Origin of the sequence: Streptomyces sp. NPDC047042 (genome assembly GCF_040644035.1) — a bacterium.
In the GTDB taxonomy this organism is placed as follows: Bacteria; Actinomycetota; Actinomycetes; order Streptomycetales; family Streptomycetaceae; genus Streptomyces.
Genome location: NZ_JBEYVP010000028.1, coordinates 1 through 26010 on the forward strand (window position 1 = coordinate 1; position 26010 = coordinate 26010).

Sequence of the window (26010 nt, forward strand, 5' to 3'; positions counted from 1 at the left end):
GAGGTGGAAGACCTCCTCGTCGAGGACGGCGAGGTCGGCGCGCCGGAAGGTGTAGATCGGCTTGTCGCCGGCGGCCCGGCAGCACCACGTCGGTCACCTCGATCGGGAGCCCGTTCGAAACGCCCGGCGGCGAGCGCCGGTGAACCGGCGGTTCGGGGGCAGTCGACAGGGCACGCACCGGGGCTCGACCCGGAATCGAACGGAGGGAGCCGGTACGCGATGGGAACCGCCGTCCACGTCCCGCAGACCAGGGACATGATCGGGGAGGAACTCTCCGGGGACGAGGCGCTCACCGCCCTGCGGCGGTACGGCGGCATACGGCTCCTGGTGGACTCGTTCACCCGGTTCCGCTACGCCGACGGCTTCACCAACGCGCGCGCCCTGGCCTTCCAGATCGTGCTCGGCCTCGTTCCCCTTACCCTCGCTCTCGTGGGCCTCGCCACGTCCGTGCACACCGAGGCGGTGGGCCGGGTCGTCGAACGGACTCTCGGCGACATCGTCCCCGGAGCCGGCGCCGGCGTGCTCGACGAGGCGTTCGCGGGGACGCGGCGCAGCGCGCACGGCGATGTGTGGAGCACCCTCGCGCTGTGGCTGGGGCTCGCCTTCGCCGTGCTGAACCTCGCTTCGGCGATGGGCCAGATCGAGCGGGGCGCCAACCGTATCTACGGCATCGAGCGCGACCGCCCCTTCACCCACAAGTACGGTCGCGCGCTACTGCTGTCGGTGGCGGGCGGCCTGCCGATGGTGCTCGGGTTCGTGGTGCTCGTCGCCGGTGAGGCGGTCGGGGACGCCGTCGCCCAGACCCTGGGCTCCCCGAGCGGCGGCGACCACTGGTGGGGTGTCCTCGAGGTGCCGGTGGGACTGGCACTCGCGTGGATCGCCTCCGCCGTGATCTTCCGCTGGTCGCCGCGTCGCGGCCAGCCCGGCTACACCTGGCTCGCCTTCGGCAGCGCGGTCCACATCGTCCTGTGGGTCACGGCCACCTGGCTGCTGTCGCTGTACGTCGGCAAGAGCGCCGCGTTCGGTGCCGTGTACGGTCCGCTCACCGCGTTCGTCGCCCTGCTGCTGTGGGCCAACGTCACCGGCATCGCCCTGTTCCTGGGCATCGCCTTCGCCGCCCAGCTGGAAGCGGCCCGCGCCGGGATCGAGTCCGCCGTACGTCCGGATCCCGGGCCCGGTCGATGAGCTGTCGACGGCTTCCGGGGCGGCTGTCAGCGCCGCCCCGGAGACGGCCCCGCCTCGCTCAGGCGGCGCCGGTGACCCCAGGGGCGATGAAACGCCTGTACAGGGGGTTGAAGTCGGTGTCCGGGGCGCCTTCGATGCCGGCCTTCTCGATCGCGGGGGCCAGTCGCTGGGCGAAGAAGGTGTGGAAGGCCTCCTCCGATTCCCAGACGTCGATCACATGGAGCCCCTGCGCGTCGAACCAGGCCACATGCGCTTCAGCACCGGCCGGGGCGACCTCCTCCCAGCCGACGGTCTCCCGCACGGTGTCGTACTGCTCAGGGCTGACTCCGGCCCAGCTCATCGACATCACTACAGTCATTTTTCCGCCCCCTGTGTCCAGCTCCGAATGTGCTCGAGCATCCTCCCGCCGCGGCCTCCGGCGACGTAGAGCGCGCAGAGGCGCGGCCTCCCGGCGCTCCGCCCCCGCACGCCGGGCGTGCGGGGGCACGGCGGAGACTCCGGAACTCGGGCGCCCTTCAGGTCAGGGAGACTCCTGGCGCGGCCGCTCCCGCATCCGGGTGTTGAGCCGGGCGGCCTGGCGGGTCAGGTGGTCGCGTTCGGCGAGGTTGGGGGCCTTTCGTGCCGCCTCGGCGTACAGCCTTGCCGCTGTCGTCAGGTCGCCGTCGCGCTCGTGGAGGTACGCGGCCACCGCGGTGTGGCGCGGCAGCGATTCGTCCACTGTCGCGAGCGCCGCCAGACCGGCGCGCGGGCCGTCCGCCTCGCCGACGGCCACCGCTCGGTTGAGCCGGACGACCGGGCTGTCGGTCAGGCGTGCGAGTTCGTCGTACCACTCGACGATCTGTACCCAGTCGGTCTCCTCGGCGGTGGGCGCGTCCGCGTGGAGTGCCGCGACGGCGGCCTGGGCCTGGAACTCGCCCAGCCGGTCGCGGGCGAGGGCCGCCTGGAGGATCGCGACGCCCTCGGCGATCGAGGCGGTGTCCCAGCGGCCTCGGTCCTGCTCGGCGAGCGGCACCAGACTGCCGTCGGGCGCGGTGCGGGCGGCGCGGCGGGCATGGTGGAGCAGCATGAGGGCGAGCAGCCCGGACACCTCGGGGTGGTCGACCTGGGCCGCGAGCTGCCGGGTGAGCCGAATGGCCTCGGCGGCGAGGTCGACGTCGCCGGAGTAGCCCTCGTTGAAGATCAGGTAGAGGACGCGCAGGACGGTGGCGACGTCGCCGGGCCGGTCGAAGCGGACGCCGGTCACGGTGCGCTTGGCCCGGCTGATGCGCTGGGCCATGGTCGCCTCGGGCACCAGATAGGCCTGGGCGATCTGGCGGGTGGTCAGTCCGCCGACGGCGCGCAGTGTGAGCGCGACCGCGGAGGACGGCGTCAGCGACGGGTGCGCGCACAGGAAGTACAGCTGGAGCGTGTCGTCCGCCGCGGGGGCGGGTCCCGGCGTCGGCTCCTCGTCGACGCGGTCCTCGCGCCGGCGGCGGGCCGCGTCCGCGCGCGTCGCGTCGCGTCGAGGAACCGCCGCCAGGCGACGGTGACCAGCCAGCCCTTCGGGTCGCGTGGCGGATCGTCCGGCCAGACGCGGACCGCCTCGAGCAGTGCGTCCTGTACGGCGTCCTCGGCCGCCGCGAAGTCTGCTCCGCGGCGGACGAGGACGGCGAGCACGCTCGGGGTGAGGCTGCGCAGCAGGGCCTCGTTCATCGGTGCGGGCACTCCGTGGTGCTGGGTGACGCGGCCAGGAAGGGGCGCAGTTCGAGCCACTCGTGGATCGGCTTGCCGCCCGCGCCCGGCGCGGCCGACAGCTCCCCGGCGAGTTCGACGGCGCGTTCGTAGCTGTCCACGTCGATGATCATCCAGCCGGCGATGAGGTCCTTGGTCTCGGCGAACGGGCCGTCGGTGACCGGCGGACGGCCCTCGCCGTCGTAACGGACGAACGTCCCCTCGGGGGCGAGTGCCTGGCTGCCGACGAACTCGCCGGTCTCCTCGAGCCGGGCCGCGAAGTCGGACATGTACCGCACGTGGTCGGTGATCTCCTGCGGTGTCCACTGGTCCATGGGGATGTCGTTGACCGCGGCCGGGGCGCCTCGGTAGTGCTTCAGAAGCAGGTACTTGGCCATGACGGCTCTCCTTGGTGCGGGTGCGACCCATTGTGGTCGCGTTCACTACGGAGACGGAGCCCGGCACGGGTTCTCGACATCGCCGGCGGAAATCGCCGAAAGTTTTTTGTGAGGACCGGGAGACCGGGCCCGGGGGGTGTCACAGAGTGAGCGCCCCGGCGACCACGGCCGCGATGCCGACGAGCAGCAGGATGATGATCCACCCGACGGCCCTCTCACTGTCCCGGCGCTCGGCCGCGAGGTCGGGCGTGTAGACCGTGGGGTCGTCGGGGGCGTAGTGAACGGTGAGGTGGCGGCCGAGTGATCGGCCGGGGTCGGGGATGCCGTCGCGGGAGAGGACGGTGACGTGGACGCCCTCCCGGGTGGTGAAGGTGACGACGGGTGCGTGATTGACGATCTTGCTGCCCTCCCCGTCCTCGTAGACGTCCTTGGTGACCGCGACGACACGCGCCGGCACGGCGACGGCCGACGACAGCAGGGCGTCGCGGGTGCGCACGGCGCGGAGGTCGGCGCCGCTCGCCATGGCGACGATAAGCAGCGTGCCGAAGCCGAGCAGCGCCCATGGCCAGCCCCGGGCGACGGCCGCGTGGATGACAAGCCCGACCAGGAGCAGAGCGACCGCGCAGTTGGGGACGACCCGGCCGTGCTTCTCGTCCGCGGGGTCGAGCACGACGCGGAACCGGTCCGGCCGCCCGCGGCGGTAGCGCACCGTGAGTTCACGGCCGACCCAGGCCGCCTCGATGCCCCGGCCGTGTCTGCCGGCGTTCGGCAGAACGAACTCCCGCCCGCTGTCCGGGTCCTGGAAGGCGACCGTCACCGGGATCCCGGGGTCCTTGGACGCGCCGTGCGCCGGCTGTCCCACTTCGACGATCCGTGCCGTCACCCAGACCGCTCGCTGGGCCGGGGCGAGTCCGACCAGGGACAGCCCGTAGCCGAGCAGCGCGACACTCGCCGGAACGACCCACCACAGTTCCAACAGCCCGTACGTACTCACTCACAGCTCCAGGCGGAACAGACCGCGGCCCGGATCGACCCCGACGGCGTCGAGCCGCCGGTTGTCACGGGGTCACACCGTCACCGGCGTAGAGGTAGCCACCGGGTCGGGCGGGGTCGGCGACCAGCAGTACCTGGTCGCCGGGGCGGGGTATGCGCAGCTTGGAGACGATGGTCTGGAGCGTGACGCGGTCGGCGGCGCCGGGCGGCTGGAGGACGAGGTCGACGACCGGATCGAAGTTGACCAGCTTGCCGGTGTCGCTGATCGACACGACAGCCGCGGGTACGGTCGGCACGCCGGCCGCGAGCAACTGCTGTACGACGTGGCCGGAGTTGTACGCGCCGATCGACTGCTGGACCCTGGCGAAGTCCGACTCGCCGAGGAACGCCCGCGTGGTCCGGCCGTAGAAACCCTTGCCGCTCGCCACTTGGCCCGCGATCTCGGCGGCCTTCTCCTCACGGCTCTTGCGCCGCCCGAAGATTCCCATGGTCTTCTTCCCCTCTGCCGATGACTGGTCCGCGCGACTCGTACGCGTGACTGGCCGGCCGACCGGCCGACGATGTGGACGCTAGGCGGCCCTGATCGCCTACCGATCCCAGGTTCGTACGCATATCCGCCTCCGGCGTACGCTCCTGACATGCCGTCTCCCAGCCAGCCGACCGGCGAGCGCCGACCGCGCGCCCTGGTCATCGACCACGCCTGGCGCGGACTCGGCGCGGGCCTCGAACCGCTGAGCGGTCCCGGCGGGGCGCCGCTGACCCGCACGGTCAAGCTGATCGTGCTGCCGCTGATCGTCAGGCCGACCATGCGTCCCGAACTCGCGGGGGACTTCCTCGCTCCGGAGGAGGCCGCGCTGGTCGAGGAGCTGATCCTGGAGTCCGCCGCGCAACTGGCGGCGACGGCACAGTGGTTCACGCTGCTCAAGAAGGCCCGCCGGGCGCTGGGCGTGGTGGCGGGCAATCCGCAGGACCTCTACTTCCAGCGCTGCTTCGAACTGGCCAGCGAGCACGGGGTGCCCCGGGACGGTGCCGACGCGTTGGCCAGGGCCTTGGTCGAGGAGGTGGCCCACTCCCCCGGCGGACGCACGGTGGACGCGCTGAAGGACCACCTCGCCGACCCCGCCCGGCGCGCGCGGCTCGAGGCCGAGCTGGCCGCCGCCTGGGAGAGCCGACCCCCGGCCGTCGGCGCGACCGCGCTGGCCTCGGCCCTCGAGCGGGCCGCCGAGGCCCTGGACGCCTGCGGTGCGCAGGGCCCGGCGAGCACCTCCCCCTCGTACGCCGCCATGATCGGAGCGGGTGACGGCGAGTCGTTCGGCCGGGCTCTGTGGGCGGGTACGAGCGGTGTCTGGGGCCGCGACACCCTGTCGACGCATCTGGGGCTGACCGGGCGGCCGGTACCGCCGCGACCTGAGGTGGGCCGGGGCGCCTCGACGGCCACGCTGCCCGCACCGCTGGACCGCACGCTCTTCGAGCGGCTGTTCACGGTCCTGCAGTCGTCGGCCCACCGGGAGGAGTTGGCGACGGTGGCGGAACTCGTCGCGCGGGAGACCGGCCGCAGTTGCGCGCCGCTCGGCCTGCACGACGAGAGCCTGCGCGTCACCGTGGTCCTCGGCGGACGCCTGGCAACCGGCCTCGACCCGCTGGGCACCGGGGAGGGCCCGCCGGGACGGACCACCGCGCACCGGGCCGTCAACAGCCGCTGGCGGCGGGAGGCTTCGGTCCTGCGCGCCCGCAGGATGACCGTCTCCGCGCGCCCCGACCCGGACGGCGGCGTCCTGGACGCCCTCGCCCAGGACCTCCGCACCCCGTGGGCCGCCTACATGCGGCGGCTGTGGGTACGGCTGCACGGCCGCGACGTCCGCGACGCACCCCTGGCAGACCTCGCGTCGGCCTGGTCGGTGCTCGACGGGGTGGCCCGCTCGGTGATGATGGACCACCGCGCCCGGGTGCGCTCGGCACTGCGCGCCCTGGCCACGGACCCCGCCCCGGCGGCCGAACCGAGGAGCGCGTGATGGCGCGGGAGGACGAGGTCGTCGACGTCCGGATGACACGCGACGAGGACGGCACGGTCCTGATCGCCGCCGGGCCCGGCCGCCGTCCTGTCGACGCGTACGACGATGTCGCCGCCGCGGGCCCCGACTTCACCCGGGCCGTCCTGGAGGTCGCGGGCGCCGATCTGACCTGGCCCGTCCTCGACGACCCGGGGCTGCCGGCGGCGGAGGTCCATGACCCGGGGCGGGCCCAGCAGTGGCTGTGGGCGCTCTACGGTGAGCGCGTCGCCGCCGCCGTCCACGACTGTGCGGCGGGACAGTCCGACGTGCGGGTGACGGCGGAGGTGACGGCACTGGCGGGGGCAGCCGCCCGGCTCGGCCTCGGTCACTGGGCGGCCCGGTGGTGGCCTGCCTCGTACGCGGACGGGATACCCGAGCTCGAACCGGCTCTGCTGGGACTGGAGTCGGCCGCGCTCACCCACCGCTGCCAGCAACTGTTCGACGACGAAGGCGACCAGCACGACGACTGCGCGGCCGAACTGATCGAGGAGAGCCTGGGCGCTCTCGATCCGCTGATCCAGTGGTGGCGCGCGCAGGCGCAGCCGTCGGACACGGCTCGCCATCTGGAGAGCGTCCTGCGGCTGCTCGACGACGCGGCGGACAGCGCCGGTCTGGACGGGCAGGCGCTGCGCCGACTCCGGTCATCCCTGGACGTGCGTGGTCCGGCCGGTACACCGGTCGACCTCGGCGCACTGTTCGCCCGACCGGAAGGATTCGCACTCGCGGCGGGTGAAACGCTCGCGGTGGGCGGCCGGGTGATCGCCCGGGGGTCGGGGACCAACGACTGGCGCCGATACCCGCCGGGCTTCGTCGACGCCGCTGAGAACGCGGTCTCCTGGACCGCTCGCGCGTTCGGCACCCGGCGGCTGATCGAGGTCGAGGCCGTCGCCCACAGGTCGGCACCCGCGACAGACACTCTCCTCTTCGCGGAGGTGAACGTGAACGGCGGTGCGGCACATCGGGTGCCCCTCGCGAGACGCGACGACCTGTGGACCGGTCACTCGGACCTGCCGTCGGCTCTGCCGGCGGGGGTGCGGGTGCCGCGTATCGAGGTCGGTGTCCTGCTGCCGGGCTTCGACCCGGGCCCCGGCACACCGGCCGAGACCGACGTTCGCGCCGAGCGGGAAGCCGTTCGCGCCCTGGTCCGACGGCGGCTGGCCATCGCGGCGCAGCCTTCCGCGTCCGACGCGTCGCCTCTCGACACCTCACCTCTCGAGACCTGCTCGGCGCCGTTCCTCGCCGAGACCGCCGCCACTGCCACCGACGAGGACTACTGACACATGCCGGACGCCGGGATCGAGCATGGCGAGCAGGCCGGACAGGCCGAGAGCGGCGCGGGAGTGTTGTCGCTGTACGGGGAGCCGTTCGACGGCGGTTTCGCCCTGGCCGAGGAACATCAGCTGGCGGCCGATCTCACGGCCGCGTGCGCCGTCTACGAGGAGTTGCTCGCCGTGGCGGAATCCGTCGAGGACTCCCCCGACGTGCGGTTTCTGCGAGCGCATCTGTGGTCCGATCTGGCGAGTGTCCGGCTGTCCGCCACGGACCTGGTCGGGGCCGAGGAGGCCGTCGAGTGCTCCCGTGCCCTGCTCGACAACGTCGCCGGCGTCCCGATGGGACCGCGTGGTCGTCAGCTGTGGCTGGAAGTCCGGCTGAAGACACTGCTCGCCGGAGCCGATCTGCGGCGCCGGACCGGGCGTCTGGACGAGGCGATGGACCGTCTCGCCGAGGCAGCTCGCACGCTGCACGAGTTCGACGATCCCGAGGGGCTGCGCACCGCCGAACTCGGCTCCAACCGCGTGCTGTTGCTGATGGAGCGGGGCGAGTGGGGAGCTGCCGAGGAACATGCGACGGCGTTGCTGTCCACCCTGGAGGAGACCGAACTGGAGACGGTGCCAAGGGTGTTGACCGCCCTCGGCATGATCTGCTCCTCGACCGGCCGGTTCGACGAGGCCGAGGACCACCTCGCCCGCGCGGCGGAACGCTTCCGGGCCCTGGGTGACGTCGGCGAGCAGCACTCACTGCTGGCCAACCGGGCGTACGTGGCGATGCAGCGGGGCGAACTCGACCTCGCGGAGCGGCTGTTCGCCGAGGCGTCCGCGTTCTTCGAGCGGCACCAGTGGTTCGGGAACCTGGCGGTCTGCGAACAGGCACGCGCCTTCCTCGCCGGCCGATGCGGCGACAGCACCGGTGCGGGCGCCCTGATGACGGCGAGCCTGGCCCGCTTCGAGGAGATCGGCGCGTCGATCGCCGCCGCCGACACCATGCTGCTGGGCGCCCAACTCGCCTACGACCGGGGGGACATCCCCGAGCTGCAGCGGCTGGCCCAGGGGGCCCGCGACGTCTATCAGGCGCGGGAGGTGTACGAGCGGTGCGCCCAGGTCGACCTCATGCTCGCGAGAACACTCGAGGACAATCTGAACCGCACCGACCACGGCGACCACGAGAGGCGGTCCATCGACAACGCGCTCTCCCTGGCGCTTCCCGCCGCCCTGACCCTGCAGGCGGCGCGCTACGACTTCACCACCGCCCACGCACGTCATCAGTGGCTTCAACTCGCCGACGAGGCAATGGAGTTGGCCTTTCGTCTCGCCGTGCGCCGACAGGATCAGGGGCTGCTCTTCGAGCTGGTGGAACACCGCAGCGCGGGCGCCCTGCTGGCGCTGGACCGTACACCGCCTTCGGCGCCGCGCACCTCGCCACACGGGCGAGCCGAGGACTCCGAGGACGCCGGGTCGGTCTTCCCGAGCGCGGCCATGAAGACGTACGCCCCCGCCGACGCCCCCATGGCCCTGGGCGGTGTGGCGGCGGAGGCCGCGGCCTCCGCCGGGCTGCGTGTCGCGCCGCCGCCGAAGGTACGGATGGCCGCCCAGGGGCCCGGGCGTGTCGCACTCCAGGAGTACATCGCGGGGGCCGAGTTCCGCTATCAGCGGCGGATCGTGGACGACGAAGAGGTCCCGTTCTGGTTCACCGACGATCTGACCGGCCGCCCGGTGGTGCAGGTCCGGCTGGCCGACGCCGGCGACCTGTTCATGACCTGGACCTGGGCCGGCGGCGCCCGTGGCTTCGGTACCGGCCAGGGTGTCGCCGCCGAAGTCGACCTGGCGGTGCGGGAGTTGGCAGCAGCGCTGCCGGGTACCGGCGAGGGAGCGGAGGGGGTGCGCCGGGCGTTCGGCTCGGGGGCGCTGGCGGAGCCAGGGGCCGAGCGACGACTCGCCCGGCTGCTGGCGGAGGCGCTGTGGCCGGAGGGGCTGACGGCGCAGCTACGTCAGGTGTCGGAGCAGGCGGGCCGTCCGCTGATCCGGATCCAGCCCTCGCCCCGGGTCGCCCAGGTCCCCTGGGAACTGCTCGCCGTCGACGCCGACTCCGACGTACGGCTCATCGAGCTGGCGGACGTCGTGACCACCGCGCCGATGTCACTGCGCCGCCAGGCAACCGCGGCCCGCCCAACCCCCGACACGGGCACAGGTACCGGTTCGGGTACGGGTACGGGCCCAGTGGTTCTCGTCCTCGACCCCCGGATCCCCGGCTTCCGGGCCGACTCCCCGCTCGGGTCCGTCCTGGGACCGCCCGGATCGGACCCGGAGCTGCTGTCCCTCGTACGGAGACGTCTCGACGCGGGTGCCGTCCTGCCGCCCGTGTCCTCGCCGGCGGAGGCGCTGCGCCGTACCGATCTGGACCGGGACTGGCTGAGCGACGTACTGCGCAAGGGCGCCCGGAGGCTGCTGTACGTCGGGCATGTGAGCGGCGCGCCGGTCGAGGGCGGGCAGAGCGAGGACGGCACGCTCCATCTGTGCTGCGGTCCGGGAACCACCGGCCTGGCCGAACAGGTGCGCGGCCACCGCCCGTTGTCGGCGAAGGACCTGCTGCTGGGCACGCTGCCCCTGCGGGCCGACGGCGAACCCGGGTCTGTGCTGTGGCCGGCGCCGCCGCGGGTCGCGCTCATCGGCTGCGAGAGCGGCGGCGACCTCCGCTTCACCGAGTCGTTCGGCCTCGCCACAGCGATGATCCACAACGGTGCCGAGCTTGTCACCGCCACCCGTTGGGTGCTGCCGACCAGTTTCGCCTTCCACCGGCTGGCGGGGCTGTCCGAGTCCGTACGCCCGCTGACCGAGGCGATCGTCGCCGTCGACACCGCCCACGAGGACCCGGACCCCGTGGACCGGCTCGGACGCTGGCAGCGCGAGCGGCTAGAGCAGTGGCGGTCCGGCGGCCGGATCGAACACTCGCCGCTGCTGTGGGCGGCCATCACCTCGATCACCGCGTGAGGCCCAGGACTTCACAACAGGACAAGCAGGACAGGAAAGGGCAGGCCGGCGCCTCTGCCGTCGGCGAATCTGCTGCGGGCCAAGAAACCGGCCAGAGGCCTCGAGTCGGGCCGAGAGTGGGAGTGCGGCGTCGTCCGCCGTCCGCCGTACGACGAACGTACGACGACCCACCACCCACGACCCGACAAGGAGCCCCGATGTCCCCGTTCACCGCCGCCGGCCCCTGGCCCGCGCTGCTGCCCCGGGCCGAGGAGGGCGACACCCCCGCCTCCCGGTTCGACGACCATCTGGCCGCCCAACTGCTCGGCCGGCGCATCGTGTTCCTCGGTACGCAGGTCGACGAGGTCTCCGCCAACCGGATCTGCGCCCAGCTTCTCGTGCTGTCCGCGGAGGACCCGCGCACCGACATCAGCCTGTACATCAACAGCCCCGGCGGCTCCGTGACCGCGGGTCTCGCCATCTACGACACCATGCAGCTGATCCCGAACGACGTGTCCACGCTCGCCATGGGATTCGCGGCCAGCATGGGCCAGTTCCTGCTCAGCGTGGGCGCGCCCGGCAAGCGGTACGCGCTGCCGAACGCGCGGATCATGATGCACCAGCCGTCGGCCGGCATCGGCGGCACCACCTCCGACATCGAGATCCAGGCGGAGAACCTGGAGTTCACGAAGCGGACCGTCGAGCGGATCACCGCCCAGCACACCGGCCAGAGCGAGGAGACGATCTCCCGGGACGGCGACCGCGACCGCTGGTTCACGGCCGAACAGGCCAGGGAGTACGGCATGGTGGACCGGGTGGTCGGCGCGCTTGCCGACGTCCACCCGGCCTCCTCACGACGACGGATCGGGCTCTGACATGGGGACGTACACGATTCCGAACGTGGTGGAGCGCACCCCGCAGGGCGAGCGGTCGTACGACGTGTTCAGTCGGCTGCTGTCCGAGCGGATCATCTTTCTCGGCACCGAGATCGACGACGGGGTGGCCAATGTCGTCATCGCGCAGCTCCTGCATCTGGAGTCGTCGTCCCCGGAGCGCGAGATCGCGATCTACCTCAACTCGCCCGGCGGCTCGTTCACTTCGCTCATGGCGATCTACGACACGATGACGTTCGTCCAGGCGCCCATCTCGACGTTCTGCGTCGGCCAGGCCGCGTCGACGGCGGCGGTGCTGCTGGCCGGGGGTGACCCCGGGCGCCGGTTCGTGCTCGAACACTCCCGGGTGCTGCTCGGCCAGCCGGCGAGCAACGGTCACCGGGGCACGGTCTCCGACCTGGCCGTACGGGCCCGGGAGATGGTCCGCATCCGCGCGCAGGTCGAGGAGGTACTCTCCCGGCACACGCACCACGACGTGGCGACGCTGCGCGCGGACATGGACCGCGACAAGGTGTTCACCGCGGCGGAGGCGGTGGCGTACGGCCTGGCCGACGAGGTGCTGAGCCGGCGCCTCGTCGGTGTCTGACCGGCCCGCCGTTTCGCGACGGGCGCGGGTCGGCTAGGCGGCCAGGCACAGCCCGTTGTACGGCGCCGAGGTCGTCGTGCGCGCGGGGGTGCGGCTTCGGTTGTGCCGGGTCAGCTCTCTCTGGGCCAGGGACAGCAGGTCTCCCAGGTCCAGACCGAGGGCGTGGGCGGCGGCCGCGAGGACCTCCGAGGAGGCTTCCTTGCGGCCCCGCTCCAGCTCCGACAGATACGGCATGGAGATCCTGGCCGCGTCGGCGACGTCCTTGAGGGTGCGTTCCTGCGCGACTCTCTCGCGCCGCAGGACGTCACCGACCAGGTCGCGGAAAAGCGGTTCCCTGGGCGCGGGCTGCGCCGGGGTCACCGGAGCGGCCGGAGCCGGTGTCGGCGCGGTCTTCGGACGCAGCGGGATCACCCGGGCCTGGTTCGGCGCTTGATTGCTCACCCCCTCAGCCTAGATGCCCTCACCCCACAGGGAAGACATCGGCATTCCGCCCTGGGTGGAATCACCACGCGCGACGAACCACGAACAGGACGAACCGCCAGCTCAACACCCTTGGTTTCGCGAGACCTTCGCACCTCGCGTCCGCCAGTTTCTCTTGCACGGAGCAAAATAGGGGGCATGTACGGCGCCCGACCGGGTACGCGCGCAGTCGGGAACCGTTCCATCGTCCGCAACTCGATGTTTTCGTGGGAGAGGTAACAGGTAATGGACACCGCCATGATCCGGTCGAAGGCAGAGGTCGTCGTGGACACCGCCGGGGCCAGGACGGGTGACGACCCACTGCCCGGAGTCCCGGAACCGCGAAAGGTGGCCCCGCGTGACGCGCGGGAGCTGTCCCGCCAGTTCTTCCAGCGTCTGTCCGAACTCGAAGAGGGCACGCACGAACACCAGTACGCACGCAACACCCTGATCGAGATGAACATGTCGCTCGTGCGGTTCGCAGCAGGGCGTTTCCGGGGTCGCGGCGACGACATGGAGGACATCGTCCAGGTCGGGATGATCGGCCTGATCAAGGCCATCGACCGGTTCGAGCTGTCCCGTGAGGTGGAGTTCACGTCGTTCGCGGTGCCCTACATCGTCGGGGAGATCAAGCGGTTCTTCCGCGACACGACATGGGCGGTGCACGTACCGCGCCGGCTCCAGGAGCTGCGCGTCGAGCTGGCCAAGGCCCGTGAGGAACTGTCGAGCAGGCTGGACCGCGATCCGACGGTCGCCGAACTCGCCACGCTCATGAACCTGTCCGAGGACGAGGTGGTCGAGGGCCAGATCGCCTCCAACGGATACAACTCCGCGTCTCTCGACGCCGCGTTGACCGGTGACGGTCCCGATGACGGCGAGGCGGTGCTGGCCGACTTCATCGGGGTCGAGGAGCACGGGATGCGGCTGGTCGAGGACTTCCAGTCGCTCGCCCCGCTGCTCGCCGAACTCAGCGACCGGGACCGGGAGATCATCCATCTGCGGTTCGTCGAGGAGGCCACCCAGGCGGAGATCGGTGAGCTGCTCGGCTGCTCGCAGATGCATGTGTCGCGGCTGATCAAGCGCATCATCACGCGGCTGCGCGAGGGCATGCTCGGGGAGCTCGACTACGCCTGACGCGCGCACCGGCTCGTCGGCGGGCCGGATGGTGCTGCCCCTCACTCGCTCGATCGAGCTCGATCGAGCTCAGCGGTGAGGGGCAGCACTCACACACCTGGGTACTCACTCACTGAGTGAACGCACCGGGTGAAGTCGACTCACTGGGTGAGGGGCAGCACAGCCCTCACGCACTTGCCGACCGGGACGCGGCGGGCGGTCACCTCGGTGGCGAGTGCGTGGACGATCTCCAGGCCGTGCCGGCCGATGCGTTCCGGGTCCCTGGGGTAGCGCATGGGCAGCGTGGCGCTGCTGTCGTACACGGCGACCGTGACCGAGGTGTCCGTACCCTCCAGTTCGAGGACGTAGGGGCCGTGACTGTGCCGGTCCGCATTGGTGACCAACTCGCTGACAACCAGCATCAGTTCACCGTCGAGACGCGTGTCGTTCGGGGCGCACCGCTCCTTCCTCAGTTGCTCGAGGAAGGTCTCGGCGAAGACGCGTGCCTCCGCGATGCACCCCGGCTCACCGGTGAAGTGCGTCGCCCGTCGCAGCGGTTCGACGGGCTTGTCGAGACCAGTCGGTGTCACTGCTCCGTCCAGGTGGTCGATCATGCGTTTCTCTCTCGGTGGCCGGTCCGGCAGAACCCGGTCGCACCACTGCTCGTACCCCGAGCCGCGCGTCGCAGTCCCCCCTCTCCGAGGTGGCGTCCGTCTCCGGGGACCTCAGGAGGACGACGAGGTGAGGGCCGGTTGTGACGTACTGCCGGAGAGGTTGTCGTCGGGCGGGGACCGGAGCGACTCGGGGGCCGAGGACGGGGGTGAGGAGGAGGGAGCGCCGGACGTCGTCGGGCAGGGGGTGGCCGACGGACTCGCGGTGTTGGGTGTGGCCGGTGACGCGGGCGATGAGGCGGCGGGCGAGGACACGCACGGCAGCGGTGACCTCGGCGACAGCAGGCCGGGCGCCTGGGACGTGGGCTCCGAGGACTCCGGGGAGGGTTCCACCGAGGGTTCAGATGACGCTGTGGAGGGTTCAGATGACGCTGTGGAGGGTTCCGAGGACGCCGTCGAGGGGGTCGACGAACTCACCGACGGGGAAGGCCGCACGGCAGGCGGGGTGGTCTTCTGGTCGTGCCTGCCGGTGTCGCCGTGGTGGCGGTGGAACCAGTCGCGGTGGTCGGGGTCGTAGACGACGAAGACGTTGATGACCGTGGTGGAGGGCGCCACGACCACCACATTGGAGCTGCGGTACGCGGGCCAGGCGTCGCCCCGCTGGTGCGGGGTGGTCTGCTGTCGTACCGGGTCGGCGAGCGGGTTGCCGCACGCGCAGCGCACGCGCGGCCGGCCCCGGTCGTCGACGAGGACGGCCGTCCCGGTCTGGAGAACGGCCTGGTAACTGGTGGCGGCCCCGTCGCGGTAGCCGTGGTTGGTGACACGGGTGTCCATCCGCAGCTGTACGGGGGTGAGTGAGCGCAGATACGCGGGAACCCCGGCGGGCCGCAGGCCGAGGACCGACGCGAAAGCCCCGTTCTTCGCTGGGGCAGCCCCGAGCACCCTGATCTGCTTCTCCACGTCGCAGCTGGCGACCTTGCGGGTGCCGCCGTACAGGCCGGCCGCGCCGCCGTCCACGCGTCGTACGACGTTCGCGGCGGGCGTGTCCGAGACCGTGGCGGTGGGGGTGACGGCCGGCGGGGCGGAGCTGTCCTTGGCCGTGGACTCGGTGAAGGGGTCGGGCCCCGACTTGTCCGCGGCCTGGAGGAAGATCTCGCCGCCCGACCGGTCTGAGGTTCCTTCGGAGCGGGTGAGAACGACGATCAGGACCACCGCGGCCAGGACGGAGGTGGCGAGCACCGCGATCCGGGGCACCGACCGCCACCAGGGCCGGTCGCGGCCGGGTCCGGACCCGGGTCCCGTTCCGGAGCCGCCACTCGCGCCTGCGCCTCCGCCCTCTCCCCCGTCCCCGGGCCCGGCCCCGCTCCCGCCTCCGCCGTCGGCGGGCGGCTGGGACGGGGGTCCCACGGGGGGCGGGGTGGGGCCCGAGAGAGGGCCGGAGGGCGGTCCTGTGGGGCGGTCGGAGGACGGCTGTTCGACGCTCACGGGCTCTTCTTCCGACGTGGGCTCGCGGCATGCACCCCGATTTCTGCCGCTTTCTTCCACAACGTGCCCATTGTGTGCCCTGGTCCCGGTTCGCCCGCAAGCGGAGGCCTCGCTCCTCCCGACAGGCGCACCCGCCGAGTGCTGCTTAGCGTGGCAGGGTGAGCACGCGAACCCCCGCTTCCGTGCCGGTTCTCGCCGAGGAGCGGGCCGTCTCCCGGCACGGCTGGGCACAGGCCCTGGCCGCGGTGCTGACCGGACTCGCCTCCATGGTGCTGACCGCCGGGCTGGGGCTGTGGGCGGCCGGGGCCGGCGATCTGCCGGACGGGGCCTTCCCCCGGGTCGTCGCGGCCACCGTCGTGACGGCGGTCGGCGGCAACGTCGAACTCACGGGCGACGCCGGAGACCTCGCCGAGACAGCGGGCGGTCTGACCGTGATGCCGCTGTCCGTGACCCTGGTCGGGGCACTGGTGATCGGCGCGGGTTTTCTGCGCCCGTTGCGGCACCGGGCCGTCGCCGGGGCGACCGAGCTGGCCGGCTGGGCCGTGCGCATCGCCGTCCTGTGGGTGCTGGGCCTGACCGGTCTGGCGTTCGCGGCCCGTCAGACCTTCGCGGTGTCGCTGGGCGAGGGAACACTCGGCGACATCGGCGACATCTTCGGCGACGCACCGAGGATCGGCTTCGCGGCGGACGTACCGCTGACCCTCCTCGCGGGCGTGCTGTGGCTTGCCGGAGTACTGGTGCTGGCCCTGCTGGTCTCACGCGGGGCCCCGCTGCCGCCCCGGCTGCTGCGGTTCCAGGAGTCGGTGCGCCCGGCCGCCCACGCCATGGTCGTCCTGCTGCTCTCGTTCGTGGCCCTGGGAACCGTGATCGGGCTCGTCGTGGCCGTGACACGCGGGCAGCCCGCCCAGTCCCTCGCGCTGGTGCTGCTGGGCATGCCGAACCTGGTCTGGCTGGCCCTCACCATCGGGCTGGGCGCCACCTGGGAGGGGCGCGTCGACGGTCCCTTCGGGCTGCCGATGCCCCATGCCCTCGACGAGGTCCTGCGCACCTCCGACACCGCCACGCTCAATCTGGGCACCCTCGCCGACTTCGACGGCAAGGTGTGGTGGCTGGTGGTGGTCGACGCCGTACTGCTGCTGGCGGTCGCGTTCCTGATGGCGGCGCGCTCACCGGCCCGGACGCGGGCCTGGCAGCACGCCGTGCACATGGCGGTCGCGCTCGCGCTCACGGTCCTGATGATCTGCCTGGTCGGCCGGATCTCCGCCCACTACGGTCTGTCCGTGCTGGGCGTCGGGGACCTCGGCGGCAATCTCTCCGGCACCCTGTTCCTGCACGCCCAACTGTGGGGTGCGCTCGGCTTCGCGCTGCTGTGGGGGCTGGTCACGGGATTCCTGGGTGCGCTGCCGGCCCGGCGGGTGCACCGGCGGGGCGAGGTCGACAACCGCTAGGCGGGGCTCGGCGAGGCACTCGTATGGCGGAGGTACGGCACCTGCGGCTCGGTGACGTACGACGACACGGTGTTGCGGGTCGACGGGGGCTGGCGTATCTCGTACCGGAAGGTGTCGGCGCGGCGCGTGCCGTTGGGCGGGCTCGGCCTGGAGCAGGACCGGCCGCCCGTCTCCGTGTAGGCCCAACGGCCTGCCGCCCGGGGCCCGTTACCTCGGCCGCCGGTGGCCGTGGCGGGTGAACACCGGGCGTGCCCAGGCCGGTGGGCGGGGTGGCCCTTCGTCGGCGGACCCGGGCAGCCGGACCACCTGGGTCGGTGCGTGGCCGGTGTGCACGGCACCCGTCGAGGCCATGCGAAGGGCGGCGACGAAGTCGAGGCACGAGTCGTAGCGGTCGTCGGGGCTCTTGGCGAGGGCCTTGGCGAACACCGGGTCGACGGCGGCGGGGAGTTCGGGACGCTGCTCGGTCACCGGCGGTGGCTGGTCGTACTGGTGGGCCCACAACAGGGCCATGTCGTCGTCGCGTTGGAAGGGCGGGCGGCCCGCCAGGACCTCGTGGACGACGCACGCGAAGCCGTAGACGTCGCAGCGTCCGTCGACCGGGCGCCCGGAGATCTGCTCGGGCGCCACATAGTCGAGGGTGCCGACGAACTGGCCGACGGTCGTGAAGCCGGTGAGCGACAGCGACTTCTTCGTCAGGCCGAAGTCGGTGAGGTAGACGTGCTCGGGATGGTCGCTGTCGGTGCCCCGGGCGACCAGGATGTTGCCGGGCTTGACGTCCCGGTGGACCAGCCCGTGTTCGTGGGCGGCGTCCAGCGCGGAGGCGACCTGGGCGGCGATGCGGATGGCGGCCGGGAGCGGCAACGGGCCCTTGCTGTCGAGGAGATGACGCAGGTCGCTGCCGGCGACGTACCGCATGGCGATGTAGAGGATGCCGTCGGTCTCGTCGGCCTCGAAGACCGGGACGATGTGCGGGTGGTCGATCGCGGCGGCCACCCGCGACTCATGTGTGAAGCGTTTGCGGAAGGTGTCGTTGCGGGCGAGTTCGGGGGCGAGGAGTTTCAGGGCAACCGTGCGATCGAGCCGCAGGTCCCTGGCCCGGTAGACGACGGCCATGCCACCGCGGCCGATCTCCTCCTCGACGCGGTAGCCGGCGATCTGCTTCCCGAGCAGGTCGGAGGGCCGTCCCGCGTGCGACCGGGTGTCGTGGTCCGGGCCGCGCTGCATCAGCCGCCACCGTCGGCGCCGCCGATGCCGGCGTCCCCGACCACCCGGGTGTGCGCGTGGCCAAGGTCGGGCACCACCTGGGTCGGCTCATGGCTGGGGGCGGCGGGTTCCCGGTCGGCGGCGTACGTGCTCAGCCGGGTGCCGTCGGTGTACACCCAGCGTTCGTGCTCGGCGTCGTACAGCCATACGGACTCGCCGTCGACGACGATTCCGATGCGCTGTCCATGAGTGAGCCCCCGGAAGGACTCCCGGTCGAGTGCGCCCTCGGTCAGCTCCTCCACGGCGCCGCGATAGCGGGTCAGCGCCTGTTCGGCGCGGGCCAGCAGGGGGCGGGGGTCGGCGGTGCGGGCGAGCGGGGCGCCGGCGGCGGGCGGGTCCTGGGGTACGGCGACCAGGAGCCGTCCGTCGATCCAGGCGGACCAGCCGTTCGCGCACCGGACATGCCCCCAGTCGCCACGCCGTTCGACCAGCTCGACCGGCAGCAGCGCGTCGAGCGGCACGGTGGGCCGGGCGGGGTCGGGTTCCTCCCAGGCGGCCAGACCGCCCTGCGGCACGACGTGCGTGGGCCGGAACCCGGAGATCCGGAAACCCGGGGACGTCATCTCGCCCACCCCCTCTACTTCCGCATGACAGCCGGTTCGTGCCGCCGCAGCAGCCGCAGGACCAGGTAGCCGAACACCGCCGAGAGCACGACCAGCATGCCCGCGTTGATCAGCCAGACCCCGGCCGAGTGTTCGAACAGCGGGTCGCCGGTCAGGTCGCCGGGGACGATCCGCGACAGGCCGATGGTGCCCGCCATCGCCCCGAGCGCCCATCGCGACGGCACCAGCCAGGAGAGCTGTTCGATGCCGGGGACGCCGTCGAGTTTAAGCAGGGCCCCGCAGAACACGACCTGGACGATGGCCAGGAGCACGAGCAGCGGCATCGTCACCTCTTCCTTGCGGACGAGGGCCGAGACGAGGAGGCCGAGCATCATCGCGGTGAAGGAGAGCAGCGCGACGGCGACCGTGATCTCCACGAGGGGTGGCATCAACACGCCTTTTCCGCCTGGTGCGTTGAGGTCGACGCCGAGGAGGGCGACGAGGGTGAGTACGACGGCCTGGGCGACGGTGATCGTGCCGAGGACGACGACCTTCGACATCAGATACGCCGATCTGGACAGTCCGACGGCCCGTTCGCGCTGGTAGATCACGCGTTCCTTGACCAGTTCCCGCACGGCGTTGGCCGCCCCCGTAAGGACGCCGCCGACGCAGAGGATGAGCAGCGCGTTCATCGCCGTCTCCTGCGTCAGCGTGCTGCCTGCCAGCGCCCTGGCCATCGCGCCCATCACGAACGGCAGCGCGATCATGATGGCGAGGAAGGTGCGGTCGGCGCTCAGCGCGGCGGTGTAGCGGCGGATTAGGGTGCTCAGCTGTCCGCCCCAGCTCTGCGGCTTGGGCGGGGGCGGGGCGGCGTCGACCGGGCCCGACCTCGGCAGCCAGGGCTGGGCGGTCGAGTTGACGATGTACTGCTGGTGGAACGGCGAAACGCGGTAGTCCCCCGCCCAGTCCCTGTCCCGGTCGCGCTCGAAGGCCTCGAACGCCTCCGGCCACTGCCAGTACCCGAAGAAGGCGAGGGTGTCCTCGGGCGGCCCGTAGTACGCGACCTTGCCGCCGGGCGCGAGGACGAGGAGCCGGTCGCAGACGTCGAGGCTGAGCACGCTGTGGGTGACGACGATGACGGTCCGACCGTCGTCGGCGAGGCCGCGCAGCATGTGCATCACCGAGCGGTCCATGCCCGGGTCGAGGCCCGAGGTCGGTTCGTCGAGGAAGAGCAGAGAGGGTTTGGTGAGCAGTTCCAGGGCCACGCTGACCCGCTTGCGCTGACCGCCGGAGAGGCTGTGCACGGGCTGCCGGGCGCGCTGTTCGAGGCCGAGTTCGCGGATGACCTCGTCGACCCGTTCCCGGCGCTCCGCCTTCGCGGTGTCCTGCGGGAAGCGCAGTTCGGCGGCGTAGGAGAGGGCTCCGCGCACGGTCAGCTGGGCGTGCAGGATGTCGTCCTGCGGGACGAGGCCGATGCGCTGGCGCAGTTCGGCGTAGTCACGGTAGAGGTCGCGGCCGTCGTACAGGACCGTGCCGTGGTCGGCGGGGCGCTGCCCGGTCAGGGCGTTGAGGAGGGTGGACTTGCCCGCGCCGCTCGGGCCGACGACCGCGAGCAGGCACTTCTCCCCCACCGGGAAGGACACGCCCTCCAGGAGGGTCTTGCGGCCGTGGTCCACGGCGACGGTGAGGTCCTGGACGTCGAGGGAGACCTCGCCGGTGTCGACGTACTCCTGGAGCTGGTCGCCGACGAGGCAGAACGCGGAGTGGCCGACGCCGACGATGTCACCGGGGATGACGAGTTCGCGGGCGACGGGACGGCCGTTGAGGAACGTGCCGTTGTGGCTGCCGAGGTCGACGATCTCGTACGTCCCGTCCGCACGGGAGCGCAGTTCGGCGTGCCGGCGGGAGACGAGGAGGTCGTCGACGATCAGGTCGTTGTCGGTGGCGCGGCCGATGCGGACGGTACGGGTGGACAGCGGCCGGACGGTGGTGGGCTGCCGGAAGGTGCCGGTCATGGCCGGCATGGAGACCGCCGAGGGGCGTTCCCGGGGCGGCGGGGGCGGGCTGACCAGGACGGCTCGCGGTCCGTCGGCGGGGCTGCCGAAGCGCAGTACGCTGCCGGGCCCGACGTCCCGTTCCCTGACACGCAGCCCGTCGGCGTAGGTGCCGTTGGTGCTGTTCTCGTCCTCGACGGTCCAGTGGTCGTCCTCGGGTCGCAGCACCGCGTGGTGCCACGAGACCCGGACGTCGTCGATGACGATCTCGCTGAGCGGGTCGCGTCCGACGTGGTAGTCGTGGCCCGGACTCATCACCGTGCAGCCCGTCTCCGTCTCCAGGACGAGTTCGGGCGCCGACGGCGTGACCCAGCGGTCTACCATGCCCAAAATTCTAGCGATTCGTCCGTATATACGCCTGGGCAGCCCGCCACCGGAGCCGGGGAGCCCGGGCGGCTACGCGACCGGTACGACGAGCGCCGGGTTGGTCCGCTGCATGCGCAGCGCGTCCACGGATTCGGCGAGGAGTTCGTACTCGGTGGTCTCGTCGTACGTGGCGATCCGGACGAGCCGGCCGGCCGCCAACTCGTCGGCGACCAGATCCTGCTGGTACGGGTCCAGGGTCCAGGCGCGCAGCAGGCCGGGGACGTCGGGCACGGTGGTGGCCACCGGGACGAGCGAGTTCGGGGGGAAGTACGGTTCGTCGGGCTGCGGATCGAGCCGTTCGGCGATCCAGTTCGCCCGGTCCCGTAACCACCACAGGGCCAGCGCCAGGGTGGGTGCGCGGTAGGTGCCCAGCGGTACTCCGATGCGCCGGCCCGCGCACACCCCGTACGCCGTGACATGGCAAAGGAACTCGTCGTGCACGATCTTTCCCCCGATCGCCTGCCGGCCTTGCCTCGCTTTCCGTGCGGCTCACTCGCTGTACTCGTTGCTGCAGGTCACTCCATGGTCACTCAGTGGTGCAGTGTTCTACCAGTTGAGTATCTTCACTATTGACACTCTGTCACCACGCCTTTCCAGCCAGTTTCCAGGCATTCTCCTGGCATATTCCTGGCAGGTATGGACCGGAATCCGACGGGTCAGTCTCTTTTCCCGCGGACGGATCTCCCGTGATTCACGAGGATCATGGGATTCGCGACGAGTTCTTCGCTTCCCAGTGGTCTCCACAGCGAAGACCACTGGGAATGGATGGCCCCATGACCACCAGCGAAAAAGTCGACAAGAGCGACGAGGAATTCACAGCCGTACCGCGCAAAAGCCCGGCACCCGGGGGCTGGACCTCCCGGTCTGGCCAGAATCCGTCACGTTCTCCGGTCCCTCGAAGGCCGAGATCCGAAAGGCCCTGGGAAAGGAAGAGGCTGCCACAGTGACAGTACGGCCGGCCGAACGATTCCGTTCATGACGGAGGACCTGACATGGATCAGGCCTTGACGACGGCCTCGATCCGGGCCAGCTCCTCGTCGGAGAACTCCAGGTTCTCGATGGCCGCGACGCTGTCCTCCAGCTGCTGCGGGCTGCTCGCGCCGACCAGGGCGGAGGTCACCCGGCCGCCGCGCAGGACCCACGCCAGGGCCAGTTGGGCCAGGCTCTGGCCGCGGGACTTGGCGATGTCGTCGAGGGCGCGCAGCTGCTGCACGAGGTCCTCGGTGATCCGGTCGGAGCTCAGGAACGGGCTGTCGCTCGCCGCCCGCGAGTCCGCCGGGATGCCGTCGAGGTAGCGGCCGGTGAGCACGCCCTGCTCCAGCGGGGAGAAGACGATGGAGCCGACCTGCAGCTCGTCCAGCGTGTCCAGCAGGCCCGACTCCTCGGGACGGCGGTCCAGCATCGAGTAGCGGGGCTGGTGGATGAGGAGCGGGGTGCCCAGGTCGGCCAGGATGCGGGCGGCCTCGCGGGTCTGCTCGGGCGAATAGTTGGAGACGCCGGCGTAGAGCGCCTTGCCCTGCTGGACCGCCGTGTGCAGAGCGCCCATCGTCTCCTCGAGCGGGGTCTCGGGGTCAGGGCGGTGCGAGTAGAAGATGTCGACGTAGTCGAGGCCCATGCGGGTCAGGCTCTGGTCGAGGGAGGAGAGCAGGTACTTGCGCGAGCCCCACTCGCCGTACGGGCCCGGCCACATGAGGTAGCCCGCCTTGGTGGAGATCACCAGTTCGTCGCGGTACGGGGCGAAGTCGGCCTTGAGGGCCTCGCCGAAGGCGGACTCGGCGGCGCCGGGCGGCGGGCCGTAGTTGTTGGCCAGGTCGAAGTGGGTGACGCCGAGGTCGAACGCGCGGCGCAGGATGGCGCGCTGGGTGTCGACCGTGCGGTCCCCCGGGCCGAAGTTGTGCCACAGGCCGAGCGACAGCGCGGGGAGCTTCAGACCGCTGCGTCCGGTGCGCCGGTAGGGCATGTCCGCGTAACGGTCGGGGTGTGCGGTGTACAACGCGACTCCAGAGGGGTTGGCACAGCTGACGTGATCATTGCTGGTACCACTCTTCCTCGGCGGCGGGCAGTGGTCCAACAGGAGAATCCGATGGAATTCAGCGGATAGGCTTCTCAATCATGGAACTACGCCACCTCCAGCACTTCGTCGCGGTCGCGGAGGACCAGCACTTCACCCGGGCCGCCGAACGGCTGATGGTGTCGCAGTCGGGTCTGTCGGCGTCGATCCGCGCGCTCGAACGGGAGCTGCAGACCCCGCTGTTCGTGCGCACCACCCGCCGGGTGACCCTCACCCCGGCGGGTCGTGCGCTGCTCGGCGAGGCCGAGCGGATCCTCGCCCAGGTGCGCTCGGCCCACGAGGCGGTGGCCGCGGTGCAGGGGGTGCTGCGCGGGATGCTCGCGCTCGGGTCCGAGCAGTGCATCGCCGGGGTCCATGTCGCGGGACTCCTCGCCAGGTTCCGGCGGCAGCACCCGGACGTGGAGATCTCGCTGCGGCAGGCGGGCTCGGGCGCGCTCGCGGAGGAGGTGGCCGCCGGGCGCCTGGACCTCGCCTTCGCCGTCCGGGGGACGCAGGAGGAGAGCGACCAGTTGCGGGCCGTACCGCTGAGCAGCGAGGCGATGACCGTGCTGTGCCATCCGAGTCACCGGCTCGCGGTGGCCGGCGCGGCCGTGACCCCGGAGGACCTGGGCGGCGAGGTGTTCGTCGACTTCCACCCGGACTGGGGGCCGCGCCGCACCACCGACGCCGCCTTCGCCGAGGCGGGCGTACGCCGGACGGTCGCCCTGGAGGTCAGCGACGTGCACAGTCTCCTCGACCTCGTGGACGAGAACCTCGGGGTGGCCGTCGTACCCCGGCACTTCCGGCACAAGCGCGCCTCGCTGACGGCGCTCCCGGTCAAGGGCACCGGCGAGACCGTGTACGAGACGGTCGCCCTGCTGCCGCCCTCGCCGGCGACCAGTCCCGCCGCGCGGGCGCTCATGGCTCTTCTGGAAACAGAGGAGGCATGACGGACCCGGATGCGGAAGGGTGGACCCCATGCATGCAAAGGACATCCTCATCGACGGGTACACCCGCATCCAGGAAGAGGTTCACGCCGCCGTCGAGGGCCTGGGCCCCGACGAGCTCAACCACCGCCCCGGCCCGGACGCCAACTCCATCGCCTGGCTCGTGTGGCACCTCACCCGGGTCCAGGACGACCATGTGGCCGGCGCCTTCGGTCTCGACCAGGTCTGGCTGGCACAGGACTGGGAGAAACGCTTCGGCCTCGGTCTGAAGCCCCGTGACATCGGGTACGGCCACACCTCCGCGCAGGTCGCCGAGGTGCGGGTCGACTCACCCGAACCGCTGCTCGGCTACTTCGATGCCGTGCACGCCCAGAGCCTCGAAGCCCTGCGCGATCTGACCGCCGGGGACCTGGAACGCGTCGTCGACGAGCACTGGGACCCGCCGGTCACACTCGGCGTCCGGCTGGTCAGTGTCCTGGCCGACGATCTTCAGCACGTCGGCCAGGCCGCCTACCTGCGGGGACTGCTTCAGAGCGCCGAGGCGTAGCCCGGCAGGACGACGTCCTCGATGAGGGCCTTGCGCTCGTCGAACGGGATGAACGCGCTCTTGACGGCGTTCACGGTGACCGTGCGCAGGTCCTCGACCGTCCACCCGGCCTCCTCGACCAGGAGGGACATCTCACGGGTCATCGTCGTGCCGGAGACCAGGCGGTTGTCGGTGTTGAGGGTGACGCGGAAGCCGAGGTCGCGCAGGGCGGTGATGGGGTGCTCGGCGATCGACGTGGCCGCGCCCGTCTGGAGGTTGGAGGTCGGGCACATCTCCAGGGCAATACGCCGGTCGCGCACCCAGCCCGCGAGACGGCCGAGCTTCCCGGCCGCGAGGTCGGGGATGTCGTCGGTGATGCGGACCCCGTGGCCGATGCGCTGGGCGCCGCAGACCTGGAGGGCCTGGTGGATGCTGGGCAGACCGTGGGCCTCACCGGCGTGGATGGTGAACGGCACGCTCTCGCTGCGCAGGTGTTCGAAGGCGGCGAGGTGGTCGGCGGGCGGGAAGCCGTCCTCGGCGCCGGCGATGTCGAAGCCGACGACACCGGCGTCCCGGAAGGCCACGGCCAGGTCGGCTGCCTCACGGACCCGGTCGAACATGCGCATGCCGCACAGCAGGGTCCCGACCCGTACCGGGGTGCCCGCGGCGGCGGCCTTCGCCATACCGGCCGCCAGGCCCTCCTGGACGGCCTCGACGACCTCGGGGAGGGTCAGACCGCCGTTCACGTTCAGTTCGGGGGCGTAGCGCACCTCGCCGTAGACGACTCCGTCCTCCGCGAGGTCGAGGACGTACTCCTCGGCCGCGCGCAGCAGGCCCTCGCGGGTCTGCAGCACGGCGAGGGTGTGCTCGAAGGTGGCTATGTAGCGCACCAGGTCACCGGAGTTGGCCGCTTCGACGTACCAGGCGGCCAGTTCGTCCGGGTCGGTGGTGGGCAGGGTGTGGCCGACCTCGGCGGCGAGCTCGACCAGGGTGGCGGGGCGCAGGCCTCCGTCGAGGTGGTCGTGCAGCACGGCCTTGGGGAGGCGGCGGATGGTGGCGGTGTCGACGGGGGACGCGGTCATGTGC

General features: G+C 71.5%; 24 protein-coding genes and 1 pseudogene. 11 read left to right on the plus strand and 14 right to left on the minus strand.

Translation table 11 applies throughout. From position 1 onward, the window contains the following. The first annotated feature begins 219 nt into the window (after nucleotides 1-219). Nucleotides 220-1185 (plus strand): YihY/virulence factor BrkB family protein, encoded by a 966-nt coding sequence (locus ABZ855_RS29940; RefSeq protein WP_360812092.1) that lies wholly within the window; start codon nucleotides 220-222, stop codon nucleotides 1183-1185. 58 nt (nucleotides 1186-1243) lie between these two features. On the opposite strand, the gene ABZ855_RS29945 is transcribed toward ABZ855_RS29940, so the two are convergent. The 5 genes and pseudogenes from ABZ855_RS29945 to ABZ855_RS29965 all read right to left on the minus strand — a co-directional run bounded on the left by ABZ855_RS29945 (nucleotide 1244) and on the right by ABZ855_RS29965 (nucleotide 4774). Further along, on the minus strand, nucleotides 1244-1543 hold the full coding sequence (locus tag ABZ855_RS29945) for a hypothetical protein (protein WP_360812094.1): 300 nt from the start codon (nucleotides 1541-1543) through the stop codon (nucleotides 1244-1246). Between the two features lie 162 nt (nucleotides 1544-1705). Then, a pseudogene (locus ABZ855_RS29950) lies at nucleotides 1706-2877 on the minus strand (DUF6596 domain-containing protein). Continuing rightward, on the minus strand, nucleotides 2874-3293 hold the full coding sequence (locus ABZ855_RS29955) for a YciI family protein (RefSeq protein WP_319202564.1): 420 nt from the start codon (nucleotides 3291-3293) through the stop codon (nucleotides 2874-2876). Before ABZ855_RS29955 ends, ABZ855_RS29950 begins: the two are co-directional and overlap by 4 nt. A gap of 139 nt (nucleotides 3294-3432) precedes the next feature. Continuing rightward, nucleotides 3433-4287 carry a DUF3592 domain-containing protein gene (locus tag ABZ855_RS29960; RefSeq protein ID WP_360812096.1) on the minus strand — a complete coding sequence of 285 codons (855 nt, stop codon included), beginning with the start codon at nucleotides 4285-4287 and terminating at the stop codon, nucleotides 3433-3435. Between the two features lie 64 nt (nucleotides 4288-4351). Next, nucleotides 4352-4774 carry a hypothetical protein gene (locus ABZ855_RS29965; RefSeq protein WP_360812098.1) on the minus strand — a complete coding sequence of 141 codons (423 nt, stop codon included), beginning with the start codon at nucleotides 4772-4774 and terminating at the stop codon, nucleotides 4352-4354. A 150-nt stretch (nucleotides 4775-4924) separates the two neighbouring features. Here ABZ855_RS29965 and ABZ855_RS29970 point away from each other — a divergent pair, with 150 nt between their 5' ends. From ABZ855_RS29970 to ABZ855_RS29990, 5 genes are all read left to right on the plus strand, one after another. Then, nucleotides 4925-6298, plus strand: coding sequence for a hypothetical protein (locus tag ABZ855_RS29970; protein ID WP_360812100.1), 1374 nt, complete (start codon nucleotides 4925-4927; stop codon nucleotides 6296-6298). Beyond that, complete coding sequence (locus ABZ855_RS29975; protein ID WP_360812102.1) at nucleotides 6298-7614, plus strand: hypothetical protein; 1317 nt, start codon at nucleotides 6298-6300, stop codon at nucleotides 7612-7614. Before ABZ855_RS29970 ends, ABZ855_RS29975 begins: the two co-directional genes overlap by 1 nt. Nucleotides 7615-7617: 3 nt before the next feature. Then, entirely contained in the window at nucleotides 7618-10602 is a 2985-nt protein-coding gene (locus ABZ855_RS29980) for a tetratricopeptide repeat protein (RefSeq protein WP_360812104.1), read from the plus strand. 197 nt (nucleotides 10603-10799) lie between these two features. Next, nucleotides 10800-11456 (plus strand): ATP-dependent Clp protease proteolytic subunit, encoded by a 657-nt coding sequence (locus ABZ855_RS29985; RefSeq protein ID WP_360812106.1) that lies wholly within the window; start codon nucleotides 10800-10802, stop codon nucleotides 11454-11456. A 1-nt stretch (nucleotide 11457) separates the two neighbouring features. Continuing rightward, nucleotides 11458-12060 carry an ATP-dependent Clp protease proteolytic subunit gene (locus ABZ855_RS29990; protein WP_360812108.1) on the plus strand — a complete coding sequence of 201 codons (603 nt, stop codon included), beginning with the start codon at nucleotides 11458-11460 and terminating at the stop codon, nucleotides 12058-12060. A 33-nt stretch (nucleotides 12061-12093) separates the two neighbouring features. Here the strand turns inward: ABZ855_RS29990 and ABZ855_RS29995 are convergent, their stop codons facing one another. Further along, nucleotides 12094-12501, minus strand: coding sequence for a helix-turn-helix transcriptional regulator (locus ABZ855_RS29995; protein ID WP_360812110.1), 408 nt, complete (start codon nucleotides 12499-12501; stop codon nucleotides 12094-12096). A gap of 264 nt (nucleotides 12502-12765) precedes the next feature. Here ABZ855_RS29995 and ABZ855_RS30000 point away from each other — a divergent pair, with 264 nt between their 5' ends. After that, the gene (locus ABZ855_RS30000) at nucleotides 12766-13653 is read left to right on the plus strand and encodes an RNA polymerase sigma factor SigF (RefSeq protein WP_360812112.1); all 888 of its coding nucleotides are present in this window, start codon (nucleotides 12766-12768) and stop codon (nucleotides 13651-13653) included. Between the two features lie 140 nt (nucleotides 13654-13793). On the opposite strand, the gene ABZ855_RS30005 is transcribed toward ABZ855_RS30000, so the two are convergent. Both ABZ855_RS30005 and ABZ855_RS30010 read right to left on the minus strand, forming a co-directional pair. Next, nucleotides 13794-14246 (minus strand): ATP-binding protein, encoded by a 453-nt coding sequence (locus ABZ855_RS30005; protein WP_360812114.1) that lies wholly within the window; start codon nucleotides 14244-14246, stop codon nucleotides 13794-13796. 111 nt (nucleotides 14247-14357) lie between these two features. Then, nucleotides 14358-15728 carry a DUF6777 domain-containing protein gene (locus ABZ855_RS30010; RefSeq protein WP_360812116.1) on the minus strand — a complete coding sequence of 457 codons (1371 nt, stop codon included), beginning with the start codon at nucleotides 15726-15728 and terminating at the stop codon, nucleotides 14358-14360. Between the two features lie 158 nt (nucleotides 15729-15886). On the opposite strand from ABZ855_RS30010, the gene ABZ855_RS30015 reads away from it, so the two are divergent. Beyond that, nucleotides 15887-17176 carry a streptophobe family protein gene (locus ABZ855_RS30015; protein ID WP_360812118.1) on the plus strand — a complete coding sequence of 430 codons (1290 nt, stop codon included), beginning with the start codon at nucleotides 15887-15889 and terminating at the stop codon, nucleotides 17174-17176. A gap of 51 nt (nucleotides 17177-17227) precedes the next feature. Then, nucleotides 17228-17356 (plus strand): hypothetical protein, encoded by a 129-nt coding sequence (locus ABZ855_RS30020; RefSeq protein ID WP_360812120.1) that lies wholly within the window; start codon nucleotides 17228-17230, stop codon nucleotides 17354-17356. Nucleotides 17357-17383: 27 nt separating this feature from the next. Here the strand turns inward: ABZ855_RS30020 and ABZ855_RS30025 are convergent, their stop codons facing one another. The 5 genes from ABZ855_RS30025 to mgrA all read right to left on the minus strand — a co-directional run bounded on the left by ABZ855_RS30025 (nucleotide 17384) and on the right by mgrA (nucleotide 23394). Further along, a complete protein-coding gene (locus ABZ855_RS30025; RefSeq protein ID WP_360812122.1) occupies nucleotides 17384-18400 on the minus strand; it encodes a serine/threonine-protein kinase in 1017 nt (338 codons plus the stop codon). Continuing rightward, nucleotides 18400-19002 carry a hypothetical protein gene (locus ABZ855_RS30030; protein WP_360812124.1) on the minus strand — a complete coding sequence of 201 codons (603 nt, stop codon included), beginning with the start codon at nucleotides 19000-19002 and terminating at the stop codon, nucleotides 18400-18402. Before ABZ855_RS30030 ends, ABZ855_RS30025 begins: the two co-directional genes overlap by 1 nt. 14 nt (nucleotides 19003-19016) lie before the next feature. Further along, nucleotides 19017-21359, minus strand: coding sequence for an FHA domain-containing protein (locus tag ABZ855_RS30035; protein ID WP_360812126.1), 2343 nt, complete (start codon nucleotides 21357-21359; stop codon nucleotides 19017-19019). A gap of 72 nt (nucleotides 21360-21431) precedes the next feature. Then, nucleotides 21432-21842: a hypothetical protein gene (locus ABZ855_RS30040; RefSeq protein WP_319202601.1), complete on the minus strand. Its 411-nt coding sequence runs from the start codon at nucleotides 21840-21842 to the stop codon at nucleotides 21432-21434. 556 nt (nucleotides 21843-22398) lie between these two features. Continuing rightward, nucleotides 22399-23394 carry an L-glyceraldehyde 3-phosphate reductase gene (mgrA, locus tag ABZ855_RS30045; RefSeq protein ID WP_360812128.1) on the minus strand — a complete coding sequence of 332 codons (996 nt, stop codon included), beginning with the start codon at nucleotides 23392-23394 and terminating at the stop codon, nucleotides 22399-22401. A gap of 119 nt (nucleotides 23395-23513) precedes the next feature. Here mgrA and ABZ855_RS30050 point away from each other — a divergent pair, with 119 nt between their 5' ends. After that, nucleotides 23514-24401, plus strand: a complete 888-nt coding sequence (locus ABZ855_RS30050; RefSeq protein WP_360812130.1) for a LysR substrate-binding domain-containing protein — start codon at nucleotides 23514-23516, stop codon at nucleotides 24399-24401. Between the two features lie 28 nt (nucleotides 24402-24429). Continuing rightward, the gene (locus tag ABZ855_RS30055) at nucleotides 24430-24945 is read left to right on the plus strand and encodes a DinB family protein (RefSeq protein WP_360812132.1); all 516 of its coding nucleotides are present in this window, start codon (nucleotides 24430-24432) and stop codon (nucleotides 24943-24945) included. Here the strand turns inward: ABZ855_RS30055 and ABZ855_RS30060 are convergent. Beyond that, nucleotides 24927-26006 (minus strand): adenosine deaminase, encoded by a 1080-nt coding sequence (locus ABZ855_RS30060; protein WP_360812134.1) that lies wholly within the window; start codon nucleotides 26004-26006, stop codon nucleotides 24927-24929. The two genes, ABZ855_RS30055 and ABZ855_RS30060, sit on opposite strands and share 19 nt — an antisense overlap. Nucleotides 26007-26010 lie beyond the last annotated feature (4 nt).